Genomic DNA, 15,984 nt, shown 5'->3' on the forward strand with positions numbered 1-15,984 from the left:
GTAATATTTTATCAGCAAAAATTTTTCTGGTCATTTGGTAAATATATGGTAAGGAATAAAGAAGCTATAGAAAGATTTATAAACTTAATAGCTATAAGTTTTACTTTTGTTTCAGTATTACCCTTTATCAGTAATAGATTTTCTGATTACAAATTTGAAAGCCCACAAGTTATAAAACGAATGATTTCAGAAAGAGTAATAAAAGAATTAATTTTTGATAGTTTCGTATCTTCGCTCGAAAATAGAAAAATTTATTCTGTAGTTTCCAAATGCGTTAAAAACTTTATATACAATGACTTTGTGGCTTAATTAATCTTGTAAACTGGTGTTATTAATTTTACACAAATTAATTATTCTAAACCATTTATCTACCTAACAAAGTATTATCCTAATCTTACACTTTTGTAACTTTAAAAGAAAAAAGGATCTCAAAAGAGATCCGTAAACTGTTGACAAACTTATTCTCTTAAGTATTTTATGAAAATGAAAGCGAATGCTTGAAAGAATTTAGCTAAAAAACTAGGTGAAAATTTTTAGAAAATCCGTAGATTTGACAGGATGTCAAATCAGCATCCTACAAGACAGGAGGTCTTGATTAGGTGCGTTAGGATTTTCTAAAAATTTGAACCTTTAGTTTTTTCTAAATTCGTCCGCATGAGCGCCATTTTCATAAAATATCTTGCTTTATTGCATTATTTGAACAATTATCGATGCATTCCCCACATCTTATACATTCTAAACTATTTGGATTTTTATAAACCTCAATATCTAATTTACATTTTTTTGCGCAATTTCCACACTCTGTACATTTACTTGAATCTATATCTAATCTATATACACTAATAGGATTAAATAGCGAATATATTGCACCTAATGGACATATAAATCTGCAAAACGGCCTGAATATAATTATAGATAATATAATGACTATGATTAACAATGCTACCTTCCATGCAAATATAAAACCTACGATCGATCTCAATGATTTATTTAAAATAACAAGAGGTATACCACCTTCAAGAGTTCCGACAGGACATATATATTTGCAAAATGTCGGGAAACCAATTCCCATATCATTAACCCAAAACATAGGCATTAAAATTACAAATATGACTAATATAAAATATTTTAAATACTTTAGTTTCTGAAATTTTTTGCTTACTTTTAATTTAGGAGAAGGTATTTTATAAAGTAACTCTTCTATTAATCCAAAAGGACACAACCAACCACATACAAACCTTCCTAATAAAACTCCTATCAATGTAAGAAAGCCTACTACATAAAACGAAAATTTATACTTTACATCAGATATAATCAATTGTAATGAACCAATAGGGCAAAAACCTAATGCTCCCGGACATGAATAACAATTAAGTCCGGGAACACATATTCTCTTCAAATCTCCATTGTAAATACTTCCATTATAAAAACCTTTAAAATAACCATTTGTCCCTATACTAGCCATTATTTGAACTAATTTTCTCTTTATCCTACCCAATCCCTACACACTCCAAACATATATTTATTGCTTTCATAAGTACCCTTTCTACCTCTCCTCTATATACGCCTAACCCTATAAAGATACCCCCTAAAATAAACATAATTCCTCTTATTTTATTTCTCATATTATTCACCTACTGCACATTTTTTAAGATTTCTTCTATTATCTTTTTATAACCCTCTTTACTTCTTGAACCAATTACTATTTCTCCAACAATTTCACCTTTACTGTTAACAAATATAGATACAGGAACTACCGTTATTCTACCTACAAAATCGTTCACAAATTTTTCATTTGGAATAATATTTACAAACGTTACACCAGATTTTCTTAAAATATCTAATGCATAAATCTCATTATTAATACCATCAGCAACAATTCCTATAATATTTACTCCTTTATTTTTCATTTCAGTATGCAATGCCTGCAAATCTGGCAGCTCTTCTATACATGCACCACAACCTGTAGACCAAACATTTAACATTGTAAGTTTTTTATCTTTAAATATTTCATTATTAACTTTATCACCATTTACACTTTTAAGTTCAAACTGGGGCATAACTTTCAAATCCTCTAAAGAAGCCTGTTCTTTTTTTGTACTACATCCTACAATATTTACTCCTAATACAAGTATTAATATGAAACTAACTATTTTTTTCATCTTCTCACCCTTTCAAAAAATAACGTAATGTCAAAAGTTTAAATCAAACTAATATGTATACTATCTTTTACAATTTTGCCACATTAAAATAATCTATAAGTTTAGGAAAATGAATTATAACTTTGGTATATTCTCCGAATTTAGATTCTATAGTTATATCATGTCCCAATTTCATCGCCAATCTTTTAGATAAATAAAGTCCCATCCCTGTAGATTTGTAATATTCTCTTCCATTATAGCCAGTAAATCCTCTATCAAATACTCTCTGTATATCTTCTTTCCTTATTCCTATACCATTATCCTCAATTATAAGTCTCTTTTCTCTTTCATCTTTCTCAACATAAATCTTTATACACCCTCCTTTGTCCGTATATTTTAATGAATTATCTATAATTTGATTAATAATAAATATTAGCCATTTCTTATCAGTGTTTACATTCATATTTATATTTTCGATATTGATTTTAATTTTTTTATTTATAAAAGTTTTAGCATGTTTTTTAATAACCTCTTTCACGACTCTTTCTATATCTATTTCACTTATCAAATAATCCTTTGAAAAATCATCTATCCTTGAATAATATAACGCCTGCTCTACATATTTTTCTATTTTATCAATCTCCTCTTCCAAACTGTCTAATATCTCTTCTTTAGACTTTGTCATACTATTTTCTATAATTAATCTACTCACTGCAATAGGAGTTTTAATTTCATGTACCCATGAAGTAATAAATTCTAGGTTTTCTCTTTTTTCCTCATATAATTTCTCTATCTTCTTGTTCTGTTGATTATATATACTTATTAAAAGTTCATTATATAAACTATGTATATAAGTATTAGGATTAGGTAAACTATTAATTATATCTTCTCTTTGATTTTTTATAATATAATTTATATCTTCGTAATACCTTTTATATAATAAATACTCTCCTATTAAATAAAGCAAAAATAAAACAAATGAAACGAAATTTATATACAATATATTACCTATACTCACCTTTACTGTTATATCTAAATATATTACTAACGATATGAATAACATTAAAATAATATAGAACAAAATTAGATATTTTTTATCCAATATATATTTTTTAAAATCCATCATACTCACCTACATATACTTTATCTTATTTTATATTCTAGCTGTATTTTACACAAACTCAAAATTTTTAACCATTTATTCATCTAACAAAATCCTATTTTAACCTTACATTTTTGTAACGTATCATAACAAACATTCTATGAAAATAATAATATTTTAAATATTACATATTGTCTTATTTGTTATTTCATTAATTACTATAAAAAACTATATTCTTAATCCCCATAAATTTCTAATATATTTTTTCATACATATGCAAAAAATAAATATGAATAAAGGTCAGGAATAATCCTGACCTTATTAATTAAAAGTAGAGGTGCAAAATATGAAAAAAGCAAAAAATAATAATTTACAATCTCCCGAACCTATCGAATTAAAAAATATAGCTGAAATAAAAAAACAAATGGGAACATTATATACTGATATAACACCAGAAGGATATACTAATAATGCTAATGGGAAAAATACAATGCCTTATACTCATACTTCTTCAACTATAAATGGTGATTTTTATATGAATTATCCAGAGCTGTTCAACTTTAACTACGAAATCCCTACTGTTCATTTATTTGAATACAAAAGATAATAATATGGCTTAGCGCTTATGCTAAGCCATAGTTTGTTTACAAAGCAGAATATTTTATGAAAATGACGCTCATATTAAACCAAAATTACTTCAATATTTTCTTCAATAAATTAATCTTATTTTTATATGGTGGATACCTAAGAGATATATCTATCAAATTAGATTTTTTTAACACACTTTTTTTATGTGAAAAAGTATCAAAACTCGCTTTCCCATGATAATTGCCCATGCCACTATTTCCAACACCGCCAAAAGGAAGATATGGTGTAGCAAGATGCACTATAGTATCGTTTATACAGCCTCCACCAAAAGAAATTTCTCTTATTACACGTTCTTGTTTTTCTTTATTATTTGAAAAATAATATAGAGCTAAAGGTTTGGGACGAATATTAACAATTTTTATCACTTCATCTAATTTTTCAAACATTAATATAGGTAATATCGGTCCAAATATTTCCTCCTGCATTATAGAATCTTCCCAGGTTATATTATCTATTATTGTTGGTGCAATATATAATTTTTCTTCATTAAAATCTCCACCATATAACACATCTCCATCTTTCAATAGATTCTTTAATCTATTGAAATGCTTTATATTAACAATTCTTGGGTAATCCTCACTTTTCAAAGGATTTTCCCCAAAAAACTCTTTTATAAACTTGATAGCATTTTTTATAAAATCGTCTTTTATGTTTTTATGAAGATATAAATAATCAGGAGCTACACAAGTCTGCCCAGCATTTAAAAATTTCCCCCATACAATTCTCTTTGCAGCTAATTCAACATCTGCATCTTCATCTACTATACATGGACTTTTCCCACCTAATTCAAGTGTAATAGGCGTTAAATGCTTTGAAGCAGCTTCCATCACAATTTTGCCTACATTAACGCTACCTGTAAAAAAGATATAATCAAATTTTTCTTCAAGAAGAGCCTTATTTACCTCAATTCCACCTTCAATTACAGCTATAAATTCTTCTTCAAAGTTGTCGGAAATAATTTTAGAAATTATTTTAGAAGTATTAGGAGAATATTCAGAAGGTTTTATAATAGAACAGTTTCCAGCAGAAATAGAACCTATAAGCGGAGCCATAACTAATTGAAATGGATAGTTCCAGGGAGCAATAATTAAAGTTACACCATAAGGTTCCGAATAAATATAACTTTTTGATATAAATTGAGTTATTGGAGTTTTTACTCTTTTAGGCTTAGTCCAGTATCTTAGATTCTTTATAATATATCCTATTTCATCTAATACAATTCCTATTTCAGTTTCATATCCCTCAAAATCAGATTTGTTTAAATCTTCCTTTAAAGCCCTTAAAATCAATTTTTCATTTTCTATTATTGCACTTTTTAATACTTTTAACATATTAATTCTAAAATTTATATCTAACGTAATACCTCTTTCAAAATATTTTCTCTGCCTGTCAATTAATTCTTTTATTTCATTCATACTAAACTCCCCTTAAAAATAAAGACTTTATTATATTATTATACATATTATCCATAAAAAAGTAAATTAATCTTTTTTGAGCTATTTGAAGGATTTACTTATATTTTGTCGAATATCTTAAACTATGTGTTATACTAATATTAGCTTAGTATGTTAGGAGGATTAACATTGAAAAATATAAAATTAAAAACAAAACTTATTCTTATAATTACCACACTTGTATTTTTATCTTCAACAGTATCTGGATTAATTTCTTATTCTAATCAAAAAGAAGCTATTTTAAATGAATTAAAAGATACTAGTAGTAATCTAGCTAAAATATTGTCAAATCAAATCGAAACATTTTTAAATGAAAAAATCAAATTATTAGAATCAATCTCTAATCTTGATGGTATTACTTCTTTAGACAAAGATTCACAAACTAAAATATTAAAATCTATTAAAACTAAACAGCCAGACTTTTCTCTACTTTTTGTAACCAATTTAAAAGGTTATCAAATAGCAAGGTCGGACGGTAAAACTTTTTATTCAGATTTATCTAAACGTCAGTACATAAAAGATGTAAAAGAAAAAAAGAGAACAGTAATAAGTGATATATTGATTTCAAAAACTACTGGTAAACCATCTTTAGCAATCGTAACTCCTATTTTTGATAGCGGTAACAAAATGATTGGTATATTAGGTGCTTTTGTAGATTTAAGTACTATCGAAAATTTCAGAAAAGAAATAGCTATTGGTAAAACAGGGTTCGCTTTTGTTGTAGATTCTGAAGGTAAAGTGCTTGCTCATCCAGATAAAAATGTAATTCAAGAAAGAGTGTCTTATTCTAATATAGAGCCTGTAAAAGAGGTTCTTAAAAAGAAAATCGGAACTACAATATATGAAATCAATGGAACAAAATATTACGCTTCATATAGACCTGTATCTATTCTCAATGGAGGTGTAATAGTCCAACAATCATACAAAGAAGCTTTCTCTGCACTTAATAAGGTTAGATTATCCACAGCTATGATAACAATCATAATCATTTTAGTCGCATCAGCAATTGGATACATATTTTCATTAAGTATAACGAAACCAATATCAAAATTAGTCTTTTTTGCTAATGGGCTATCCGAAGGGGATTTAACACAAAAAATAAATATAAAGAATAAAGATGAAATAGGTAAACTAGCTTCTGCTTTTGAAAAAATGAATAATAATCTCAAAAACTTATTAAATAATATCAATATAGCTTCTGAAAAAGTTAATAAAGCAGCATTAAATCTTTCGGAGTCTTCATCTCAAGTGAGTGAAATATCAGAACAAATATCTGTAGCAATTGACGAACTCGCTTCTGGTAATAGTGCACAAGCTGCTAGCATTGAAAATACTTCTAATTCAGTTAATGAAATAGTAAAATCTATTGAAACTATCTCTAATAAATCAATAGAATCTGCTAGAATATCAAATGAATCAAAATTATTAGCTGATCGTGGAATTGAAATAATTAATAATCAAAATAACAAACTTAAACAAAGTGCCGAAGCAATTAAAAATGTTTCTAATTCGATAGAAAATCTAAATAAAAAATCTGAAGAAATCAATCAAATAACAAATCTTATAAGCTCTATTGCAGAACAAACAAATTTATTAGCTTTAAACGCTTCAATAGAGGCAGCTAGAGCAGGTGAAGCTGGTCGTGGATTTAGTGTCGTTGCAGATGAAATAAGAAAACTAGCAGAGCAGTCTCAAGAATCTGTTGAACAAATAAACAATATACTAATAGATATGGTTAACGATATTAAAGATGTTGTATTAATTACAAGAGATACATTAGAAATCTTCAAAGAACAAGAAAGTCTTAGTCAAAATACAACTGATGCATTTTATAAAATCTCCGATTCTATAAATAAAGTATTACATCAAACTAATGATATTGCTGAAGCTATTGAAAAAGTTAAAAGTGAAACTGACAACATGGTTGATGAAATTCAGAGCATATCAGCAGTTTCCGAAGAATCTGCTGCAAGTGCCGAAGAAGTAGCTGCTTCAACTCAAGAACAATCATCTTCTATTCAGCAAATATCCGTTGCAGCACAAGAATTAGCAGAACTTTCAATTAATCTTGAAAAAGAAGTAAGAAAATTTAAGTTTTAAAAAAGAATGGCAAATCTGCCATTCTTTTTTTAAAATCTTATTTTTATTTCACCAAATAAATCTTTTATCTCTTTTTCAATTTCTAATAATTCTTCCCGCAAATAAGGTGTAAATCTACCCTGCCCAGCTAATACCGTTTCTCTATCTTTGAAATTTTGTATGATATATCTTTTAGCACCACTAATCTCTTTTGAAAGCTCTAAAATATCATTCTGACTCAACAATTCCTTACATACAGTAGTCCTAAATTCATAATCTATATCACTATTTTTAATCAATCTAATACTCTCTTGTATAGAATTGATATCTACCATTACACCGACCACACTACTATATTTAGAAAAAGGAGCCTTTATATCCATCGCTATATAATCTACCAGTCTTAAATCTAAAAGCCTTTTAATTACATCAGGATTAGTTCCATTCGTATCTAATTTTACAAGATATCCTATATCCTTTACCTTTTTTATAAAACTTACTAACTCTTTTTGTAAAGTAGGCTCTCCGCCAGATATACATACGGCCTCTATCATCGTTTTTCTGCTTTCCAAAAATTCTAATACATCTCTTTCTAAAATAATTTCTCCTTCATTTTTAACAAGCAAAGAATTATGACAAAACGGACATCTGAAATTACATCCCCCTGTAAATAATACAGTACATATTTTATCGGGATAATCGATAAAAGAAGATTTTTGTAATCCTTTAAAATTCATAATAACACCCTCATCAAAAAATTTATACTTCACCGACTGCAATTAATCTTTATTCTTCTTTTGAAACATTATTTAATATACTATACTTTGCATCAAATTCTAACCTATCTTTAAACTCCTCTTTTTTACCCTTATTCCATGATTGAACTGGGCGATGAAAACCGACAACTCTAGTCCATACTTCAGCTTCTCTTCCGCATTCTGGACAATTAAAATGTTCTCCACTTATATAACCATGTTCAGGACAGATACTATATGTCGGTGTTATTGTAAAATAAGGTATCTTACTGTTTTCAAATACTTTCTTTATTAAAGTCTTAACTACTTCAACACTCTCAATTGCTTCCCCTATAAAACCGTGGAAAACTGTTCCTCCTGTATATAGACTCTGTAATTTATCTTGTAAACTAATCGCTTCAAAAATATCTTTTGTATGTCCTACTGGAAGTTGAGTCGAATTTGTATAATATGGTTCTTCGTCTCCTTGAGTAAATATCTTTGGATAAAGCTTTTTATCCATTCTCGCAAATCTATATGATGCACTTTCAGCAGGTGAAGCCTCTAAATTCCATAAACTTCCTGTTTCTTCTTGGAAAATCTGAATAACTTTATTCATAAATTCCATTATTTCAATTGCAAATTCATTTCCCTCTTCAGTCGTTATATCTTTACCTAATAAGTTTATACATGCTTCATTCATTCCATTAAGACCTATTGTACTAAAGTGGTTTTTGAAATACTCTCCTTCTGCATCTTTAATACTCTGTAAATAGAATTTAGAATACGGATATAATCCGGCTTCCATATAACCTTCTAATACTTTTCTCTTTGTCTCACATATTTCTTTGGCTAGTTCCATAAGCTCTCTAACTCTTCGTTTGAACTCCTCTTTGTTCTTTGATAAATATCCTATTCTAGCCATGTTTAAGGTTACCACATTTATAGAACCTGTCAGAGGATTAGCTCCAAATAGACCTCCTCCTCTTCTTCTCAATTCACGATTATCTAATCTAAGTCTACAGCACATACTTCTAACATCTTCAGGCGACATATCACTATTTATAAAATTAGCAAAATAAGGAGTTCCAAATTTTCTAGTCATCTCCATAATTAGATTAACAACCTCGGAATCCCATGGAAAATCCTTCGTTATATTTATTGTAGGTATTGGGAAACTGAAACTCCTTCCAGCCCCGTCTCCTTCCATCATAACTTCACAGAGTGCCTTATTAAACATATCCATTTCTTTTTGGAACTCTCCATAAGTTTTTTCCATACGCTTACCGCCAATTATGACAGGCATATTTTTAAGCATAGGATGCGGAGTAATATCTAAAGTTATGTTAGTAAACGGCGTCTGAAAACCTACTCTAGTTGGTATATTCAAATTAAAAACAAAGCTCTGTACTATTTTCTTTACTTGATCATAATCTAATCCGTCATAGTAAATAAATGGTGCAACATAAGTATCAAGTGAACTTATAGCTTGTGCTCCAGCAGCTTCCCCTTGCAAAGTATACAGCCAGTTCACAATCTGCCCTAAAAATGATTGGAAATGCTTTGCAGGTTTAGATTCAATTTTACCAGATGCACCTTTAAAACCATGAATTAAAAGCGCTTCAAGATCCCAACCGCAGCAGTATGGAGCTAACAATCCTAAATCGTGTATATGTAAATCTCCGTTGATATGAGCATCTCTTAATTCTTTTCTATAAATTTTATTAAGCCAATATTTTTTAGTTATAGATTCAACAATATGATTATTTAATCCCTGCAAACTAAATCCCATATTTGCATTTTCATTAATTCTCCAATCTTCTAAAGACACATACTCTTCAATCATCTTTTCAGCGTCCATAAAAAGATTCTTAACATCTCTCAATTCTTCATGCTTTTTCCTATATAATATGTAAGCTTTAGCTGTTTTAGCATGCCCTTCTTCTATAAGTACTTTCTCAACAATATCTTGTATGTCTTCAACAGTAGGAATTCCAACACCAAAAGCTTCTTCTAATATATTAGCCGTTATTTCTGCTAATCTTCTTGCCTCTTTCCTGTCATCTCCCCCTACAGCTTTTGCTGCAGCAAAAATTGCATTTTCAATTTTTTGAATATCAAAATCAACAATGTTTCCATTTCGCTTCTGAACTCGAGCTACCAAACAATCAACCCCTTTATATTGTGGTGTATATTAATTAATACCATATATATAGTATATATACAATTTTAAAATAATAATTATTTTTTTTCAATCAATTTTTTACCTAGATTTTATAAATAAATAAAGTTAGTAAGATAGAACTATGCATTTCTTTATTTTTTATCATATTATTATCTTTTCTTATTTACCTCATTATTTTTTCAAAAATAAATAAACCTCTAAGCAGAATTACTGCTTAAAGGTTTATATCCATCAATCCTGATTTGAAAAAGCCCTATTATAATTTATTTAAGTTGAAAATTTTGTTCTTTTTCTATTTAAATAATCTACTAAAGTAACTAATCCACTTATTACTAAATTTAAATAATAGGTTATCATTCTCCATAAAAATATAGCATAAGGCAGCATTCCTGCACTAAAAAATCCTTTAAAAAATAAATAAAATCCGCCTTCAGAAGCTCCTACTCTACCGGGAGTAGGCATATATGAAACCGTAACATCTAATAGCGACTGTATCGATATAATATCCAAAAGAGAAGCCTTATTAAATCCCATAGATAAATATATAAAATAAGTTATACTAAAATATACAGTTATTTGAATGAGTGTAAGAAATGATATCTTTAATGAAATCTTTCCATTCTCCTTAATTTTATCAATACCTACCATATATTCATCTAAATGTTTCTCAAACGTAAGTACAACTTTTTCTAAATTCTTTATAATTTTAACTCTATGTAATAAACATAAAATAATATTTATTAATTTTTTAGTAATATTTTGATTAAAAAACAGAGTTATCAAAACTATAGTTCCAGAAAGTCTTATGATAATGCCTATCGCAAAAAAAGGCAGTATCATTTTTAAATTTCTATAAATAAAACCAAATTTAATAATAAACATAAATACTGAAAATAGCGTTACTACAATTTGGAATATAATAAACTTGACTAATAAAATTGATGTCGATATTCCAATAGGAATGGACTCATTAGCCATTACATAAATCTGTGCTGGCTGTCCGCCGCTTGAAAATGGTGTAATATTATTATAATACTGTCCAATCATAGTAAACTTTATCGATTTTAATAGACTTGACTTCGAATTGATCATTTTAGTTAAATAATATATTATTGAACCATCAATTATCCAATATAAAGCCATACATAACATACCTATCAAAAGATATGTTTTATTTATTCTCAACAATAGTAAAGGTATTTCTGCTATCCTATTCTCTCCTAATATTAAAGACATTGTAATTACTATTAAAACCACTACAAAAATATAGTTCAAAATTTGCCTTTTCATAAACTTCCCCTAACTTTTTTGTTTTCATTTTACTGTCAAATCTGTTTTAAATCATTTATATATATTTTATTACTTTCTAACAATATATACAACTTTTTTTTGTAATCATTTTAAATAATAGGCTAAACTGTTAAACTCTCCAGAATTAATTCTGGAGAGTTCCCGGTTCTGTGGACCATGGCTCTGGATCTTCCAACTCTATACAATAGCCTATACTAGCTCCGATTCCGATAGTTAACGTAGAAATAATTGTAAGTATAATCAATAATTTTTTTATTTTCAATATTGCACCTCCTCTTTTTATTTAATACCATAATATTAACCTCTATCAAATAAATCTCTTATCTTATAAATATCTTTATTTACAAAATATTTACATAATTTTGCAATTAATTCCCCTATCCCCTCTGCTTCCCGGTTTTCCCTTACAAACTTAATCATCTCATCTATAAATTTTTCATCCTCTATATCTACCAAATCCACAAGAAAAACATCCATCAATCTACAATAAGTTTCTATTAATAATGATATATCTTCTTCCTTTTTTGCAATAGATAATAATTCAAATAAATATATTTTTGATTTATTATATTCACCAGTATCAAATAATATATTGATAATAGATTTAATAGTAAATACTAAACGTTCACTTTTTATATTTCTTCTTATTCTTAAACTTTTCTTTAAAAATTTAATCGATTGCTCAATATTATTCAATCTATGATATATTGCGCCTATATTATTATAAGCTATAGCCATTCTTTCTAAATTACTACTCTGTTTAGCTAATTCCAATAATTGTTTATATATTTCAAGGCTCTCTTCTAATTTCCCAATTAAATTATAAATATTCGCCTTTAGCAGTAGAATATCCATATGTTTAGACTCTTCTGAAATATCAAATTCTAATATAAGCTTGTCCAAACAATTTAAACTCTCCTCATATAATTCCATCTTAAATAAAGCCAGCGAATTATTAAATAAAATACGCTCCTTAAAATCGCTGTCTAATATTTTAAAATCTTCAATAATAGACATAGCATAGTCATTTAGGCTAATAGCTTCTTCATACTCTCCTCTTTTTATCAAACACCGTACTATCTTTGTGCAAACTTTAACCAAATTTCTGTAATCATTCAACCTAAAATAATTACCTAATGCCATCATATAATAAAATTCACTTCTGTAATAATTCAGCTTATTAAAGAAATAATCTCCAGCTAAATCATAGATAGCTGCCTTTTTTGAAGGGATATCCCACTTTCTTAGTAGCTCTTCTGCCATATAAAATTTTGTCAAAAACTCATCTGTTGAATCTTTCATCATATTTTTTAAAATCTCTATAATAGTATTTAACCTATAAGAGGCCTGCTTCTTTTCATCAGCTAAAAGATAATCTGCATCAACCTGATAATTTAAATTCTTTTCCTTTAATATCCTGCTTAAATTACTAGCCAAGATTTTAGCAGTTTCATTACTTAATTTAACCTTACCATTTTCTATATAACTAATTAAACTTCTATCTATATTATCTCCTGCCAACTCTTTCTGATTAATCTTTAAAAATTTCCTTATTGCTCTAATTTTTTCATTAGTGGGTAAAATCGTATCTTCTAAAATATACACTTTATCAGTCACCTCATAGTCATTAGTAAAGACTCTCATTTAAAAATTTACCCTAATTTGTAATTAACTAACTTTTTTATTAGTTTATCATTTATATTTCAAATTGTAAATAGTTTTTTTGCCTCATTATTAACTTATTTACTGTATTTCGTAATTTCTAAAATTTTTATAAAATTTTATCTTTATTCTAAAAATACCCATTAGAAACATTTAATAAACATAAATATATATTATGTTAATAATTATTATAGTCTAAAATACATGCCGATTAAATTAAATCAATTTTTTTATAATTAAATCTTAAAATTTTCCCTCATATCTGATATAATTTAAATCGGGTGATTTTTATTTTTTTGTTTGTAATGCAACCGTTTGCATCTATGTTTTATAATTCTTAAAGGTAGGTGAAATAATGAAACAGTATTTTAAAATTGATGAATGGAACATTATAGAAGAAGGATTGCATCCAGAAGAAAACAGAATATATGAAAGTGTAATGAGTCTTGGAAATGGTCATATGGGTATTAGAGGAAATTTTGAAGAAGACTATTCAGGTGATACTCTGCAAGGAACATACATTGCAGGAGTATATTATCCAGATAAAACTAAAGTAGGTTGGTGGAAAAACGGATATCCAGAATACTTTGCTAAAGTGCTAAATGCTACAAATTTTATAGGTATAAAAGTATTGATAAATGGAGTAAATATTGATTTAGCTAAAATTAAGGTTAAAGATTTCAGTCGTATACTTGATATGAAAAACGGATACCTTTTAAGAAGCTTTACTATAGTAGACTCTGAAAACAGAGAAACTAAAATCGAAGTGAAAAGATTTTTAAGTATGTCAGAATTAGAAATAGCAGCTATTTCTTACAGTATTACTCCATTAAATCATGATGCTGATATCTCTTTGATACCATATCTTGATGGTGATGTTTCAAATGAAGATTCTAATTACAATGAAAAATTTTGGCTAGAAGTTAATAGAGCTGTTGATAATGAACAAGGCTTATTAACTATGAAAACAAAAAAATTAGATTTTCATGTAACTTGTGCAATGAAATATGATATAAAAGAAAACGGTAATGATATTACCAAAGAAATTGAACTTATAGACAAAGAAAAATATGTTGGAAATAAAGTATCTTTTACAGCTTCTAAAGGAAAAACTTATACATTATATAAATACATTTCAGTTACAACAAACCGAGATTACGACACTGAAAATATTGAATCAGAAGCAATTAAAAAGGTTAATAATGCGTATTCAAAAGGATTTGATGTTCTATTAAATGAACATATTTCTGCTTGGGAACGTATTTGGAAAGAAAGCGATGTTGTAATCGAAGGTGATGTTAAAGCTCAACAGGGAATTAGATTTAATATTTTCCAACTAAATCAGACTTATACTGGTCATGACCCAAGACTTAATATCGGACCTAAAGGATTTACTGGTGAAAAATATGGCGGTAGTACTTATTGGGACACAGAAGCTTTCTGTTTTCCATTCTATCTAAGTACTAGCGACCAAAATATAGCTAGAAATCTACTTATATACAGATATAATCATTTAGAAAAAGCAAAAGAAAATGCTAGAAAATTAGGCTTAAATGGTGCTCTTTATCCTATGGTTACTATGAATGGAGAAGAATGCCATAATGAATGGGAAATAACTTTTGAAGAAATTCACAGAAATGCAGCCATATCATATGCAATATTTAACTATGTAAGATATACCGATGACAAACAATATCTTTTAGATTATGGATTTGAAGTATTGGTTGAAACAAGTAGATTCTGGGCTGATAGAGTTAATTATAACCCTAGAAAAGATAAATATATGATTTTAGGTGTTACAGGCCCTAATGAATACGAAAATAACGTAAATAATAACTGGTATACAAACACAATGGCTGCATGGAATTTAGAATACACTCTAGAAGTTATGGAATATATAAAAAATGAGCACCCTGCTAGATTTGAAGAATTAAAAAATAAGCTCAAATTACAAGATGAAGAAATAGAAAAATGGAAAGATATAGTAAATAAAATGTATTATCCATATGTAGAATCATTAGGAATATTTGAACAGCAAGACGGCTACATGGATAAAGAACTTCTCAATGTTAGCGATATTCCAAAAGAAGAATTACCAATAAATAAACACTGGTCATGGGATAGAATTTTACGTTCTTGTTTCATTAAACAAGCAGATGTAATACAAGGATTATATTTCTTAAGCGACAGATTTGATTTAGAAACTAAAAAGAGAAATTTTGACTTCTATGAGCCAAAAACTGTTCATGAGTCATCTTTATCACCATGTATATATTCGATTATAGCTAGTGAAATTGGATATGAAGAAAAAGCATACGAATTATATTTAAGAACAGCAAGATTAGACCTAGATAACTACAACAAAGATACTGATGACGGTCTTCATATAACAAGTATGTCTGGAAGTTGGCTAGCAATAGTTCATGGATTTGCTGGAATGAAAATTAAAGACGGTATGTTAAGTTTCTCACCTTTTATTCCAAAAGCATGGAATAAATATTCTTTTAAAATAATCTTCAGAGGACATCTGCTTAAAATAACTGTAGATAAAGAAATAATAACAATTGAGCAAGAAGAAGGTAACGAACTTACTTTAAAAATATATGATAAAGAATATACTATAGAAGCTAATGGTAAAATAACTTTAGAAACAAACAGATAGAAATAG

Annotated in this window: 14 protein-coding genes; 4 read left to right on the plus strand and 10 right to left on the minus strand. The window is 27.9% G+C overall.

Features of this window, described 5'->3' with window-relative positions; genetic code table 11:
• Positions 1-309: hypothetical protein (locus BUB51_RS04055; protein ID WP_278294065.1), on the plus strand; the 309-nt coding region annotated here is incomplete at its 5' end.
• A 358-nt stretch (positions 310-667) separates the two neighbouring features.
• Here the strand turns inward: BUB51_RS04055 and BUB51_RS04060 are convergent.
• The 4 genes from BUB51_RS04060 to BUB51_RS04070 form a co-directional block, all read right to left on the minus strand.
• Complete coding sequence (locus BUB51_RS04060) at positions 668-1,498, minus strand: 4Fe-4S binding protein (RefSeq protein WP_423230304.1); 831 nt, start codon at positions 1,496-1,498, stop codon at positions 668-670.
• Positions 1,491-1,625 (minus strand): CD1871A family CXXC motif-containing protein, encoded by a 135-nt coding sequence (locus BUB51_RS13565; protein WP_278294067.1) that lies wholly within the window; start codon positions 1,623-1,625, stop codon positions 1,491-1,493. Before BUB51_RS13565 ends, BUB51_RS04060 begins: the two co-directional genes overlap by 8 nt.
• A gap of 9 nt (positions 1,626-1,634) precedes the next feature.
• Positions 1,635-2,162 (minus strand): TlpA family protein disulfide reductase, encoded by a 528-nt coding sequence (locus BUB51_RS04065; RefSeq protein WP_073195716.1) that lies wholly within the window; start codon positions 2,160-2,162, stop codon positions 1,635-1,637.
• A 67-nt stretch (positions 2,163-2,229) separates the two neighbouring features.
• Entirely contained in the window at positions 2,230-3,264 is a 1,035-nt protein-coding gene (locus tag BUB51_RS04070) for a sensor histidine kinase (RefSeq protein ID WP_073195718.1), read from the minus strand.
• A 325-nt stretch (positions 3,265-3,589) separates the two neighbouring features.
• Here BUB51_RS04070 and BUB51_RS04075 point away from each other — a divergent pair, with 325 nt between their 5' ends.
• Positions 3,590-3,850, plus strand: coding sequence for a hypothetical protein (locus tag BUB51_RS04075; protein ID WP_073195720.1), 261 nt, complete (start codon positions 3,590-3,592; stop codon positions 3,848-3,850).
• 85 nt (positions 3,851-3,935) lie between these two features.
• On the opposite strand, the gene BUB51_RS04080 is transcribed toward BUB51_RS04075, so the two are convergent.
• Complete coding sequence (locus BUB51_RS04080) at positions 3,936-5,306, minus strand: aldehyde dehydrogenase (protein ID WP_073195722.1); 1,371 nt, start codon at positions 5,304-5,306, stop codon at positions 3,936-3,938.
• A 168-nt stretch (positions 5,307-5,474) separates the two neighbouring features.
• Here BUB51_RS04080 and BUB51_RS04085 point away from each other — a divergent pair, with 168 nt between their 5' ends.
• Positions 5,475-7,445 (plus strand): methyl-accepting chemotaxis protein, encoded by a 1,971-nt coding sequence (locus BUB51_RS04085; protein ID WP_159430374.1) that lies wholly within the window; start codon positions 5,475-5,477, stop codon positions 7,443-7,445.
• A gap of 29 nt (positions 7,446-7,474) precedes the next feature.
• Here BUB51_RS04085 and BUB51_RS04090 read toward each other — a convergent pair whose 3' ends face one another.
• The 5 genes from BUB51_RS04090 to BUB51_RS04105 form a co-directional block, all read right to left on the minus strand.
• Positions 7,475-8,161, minus strand: a complete 687-nt coding sequence (locus BUB51_RS04090) for an anaerobic ribonucleoside-triphosphate reductase activating protein (protein ID WP_073195725.1) — start codon at positions 8,159-8,161, stop codon at positions 7,475-7,477.
• A gap of 49 nt (positions 8,162-8,210) precedes the next feature.
• Positions 8,211-10,322 carry a ribonucleoside triphosphate reductase gene (locus BUB51_RS04095; protein WP_073195728.1) on the minus strand — a complete coding sequence of 704 codons (2,112 nt, stop codon included), beginning with the start codon at positions 10,320-10,322 and terminating at the stop codon, positions 8,211-8,213.
• Positions 10,323-10,610: 288 nt separating this feature from the next.
• On the minus strand, positions 10,611-11,633 hold the full coding sequence (locus BUB51_RS04100; RefSeq protein WP_073195730.1) for a lysylphosphatidylglycerol synthase transmembrane domain-containing protein: 1,023 nt from the start codon (positions 11,631-11,633) through the stop codon (positions 10,611-10,613).
• A 145-nt stretch (positions 11,634-11,778) separates the two neighbouring features.
• On the minus strand, positions 11,779-11,916 hold the full coding sequence (locus tag BUB51_RS12980) for a hypothetical protein (RefSeq protein ID WP_156099391.1): 138 nt from the start codon (positions 11,914-11,916) through the stop codon (positions 11,779-11,781).
• A 35-nt stretch (positions 11,917-11,951) separates the two neighbouring features.
• Positions 11,952-13,298: a helix-turn-helix domain-containing protein gene (locus tag BUB51_RS04105; RefSeq protein ID WP_083599507.1), complete on the minus strand. Its 1,347-nt coding sequence runs from the start codon at positions 13,296-13,298 to the stop codon at positions 11,952-11,954.
• A 373-nt stretch (positions 13,299-13,671) separates the two neighbouring features.
• Between BUB51_RS04105 and BUB51_RS04110 the strand changes: the two genes are divergently transcribed.
• Positions 13,672-15,978 (plus strand): glycoside hydrolase family 65 protein, encoded by a 2,307-nt coding sequence (locus tag BUB51_RS04110; RefSeq protein ID WP_073195734.1) that lies wholly within the window; start codon positions 13,672-13,674, stop codon positions 15,976-15,978.
• Positions 15,979-15,984 lie beyond the last annotated feature (6 nt).

This window comes from Caloranaerobacter azorensis DSM 13643 (genome assembly GCF_900129995.1).
GTDB classification, from domain to species: domain Bacteria; phylum Bacillota; class Clostridia; order Tissierellales; family Thermohalobacteraceae; genus Caloranaerobacter; species Caloranaerobacter azorensis.

Bases quoted from the DNA above. Each gene is read 5' to 3' on its own strand.
- BUB51_RS04065 (WP_073195716.1), bottom strand. From the start codon at position 2,162: ATGAAAAAAATAGTTAGTTTCATATTAATACTTGTATTAGGAGTAAAT.
- BUB51_RS04075 (WP_073195720.1), top strand. From the start codon at position 3,590: ATGAAAAAAGCAAAAAATAATAATTTACAATCTCCCGAACCTATCGAA.
- BUB51_RS04090 (WP_073195725.1), bottom strand. From the start codon at position 8,161: ATGAATTTTAAAGGATTACAAAAATCTTCTTTTATCGATTATCCCGAT.
- BUB51_RS04110 (WP_073195734.1), top strand. From the start codon at position 13,672: ATGAAACAGTATTTTAAAATTGATGAATGGAACATTATAGAAGAAGGA.
- BUB51_RS04105 (WP_083599507.1), bottom strand. From the start codon at position 13,298: ATGAGAGTCTTTACTAATGACTATGAGGTGACTGATAAAGTGTATATT.
- BUB51_RS13565 (WP_278294067.1), bottom strand. From the start codon at position 1,625: ATGAGAAATAAAATAAGAGGAATTATGTTTATTTTAGGGGGTATCTTT.
- BUB51_RS04100 (WP_073195730.1), bottom strand. From the start codon at position 11,633: ATGAAAAGGCAAATTTTGAACTATATTTTTGTAGTGGTTTTAATAGTA.
- BUB51_RS04070 (WP_073195718.1), bottom strand. From the start codon at position 3,264: ATGGATTTTAAAAAATATATATTGGATAAAAAATATCTAATTTTGTTC.
- BUB51_RS04080 (WP_073195722.1), bottom strand. From the start codon at position 5,306: ATGAATGAAATAAAAGAATTAATTGACAGGCAGAGAAAATATTTTGAA.